This window comes from Staphylococcus pasteuri (assembly GCF_030547725.1).
Classification (GTDB): Bacteria; Bacillota; Bacilli; order Staphylococcales; family Staphylococcaceae; genus Staphylococcus; species Staphylococcus pasteuri.
Map to the genome: position 1 here is coordinate 1 of NZ_JAUOQO010000243.1, position 285 is coordinate 285.

The 285-nt window shown below is 56.8% G+C and carries 1 pseudogene; it reads right to left on the bottom strand.

Annotated elements, in window-relative coordinates:
- A pseudogene (locus Q4528_RS13535) lies at positions 1-258 on the bottom strand (glutathione S-transferase family protein); the annotation flags it as partial.
- Between the last annotated feature and the right edge of the window lie 27 nt (positions 259-285).

Genomic DNA, 285 nt, shown 5'->3' on the forward strand with positions numbered 1-285 from the left:
CACCGATACCGAAATATATTCCGTCAGCCCCTTGAGCGCGCGAAAAATCAGCGTCCGATGCGCCCAGGGGCATGCATAGCCCACATAAAGATGGTAGCGGCCACATTCTGCCGGGAATCCGCCCTTGCCACTGGGGCCGGGGGCGCCATCGGCGGTAATCCAGTTGCGAAATTTTGCCTCGGCACGTTCAAAGCTGCCGCCGGTCGACTTGGTATCATACCACGTGTCATGCCATTCGCCGTCAATCAAAAGTCCCATGTCATGCCTCCTTGACCTGTTTTCTGT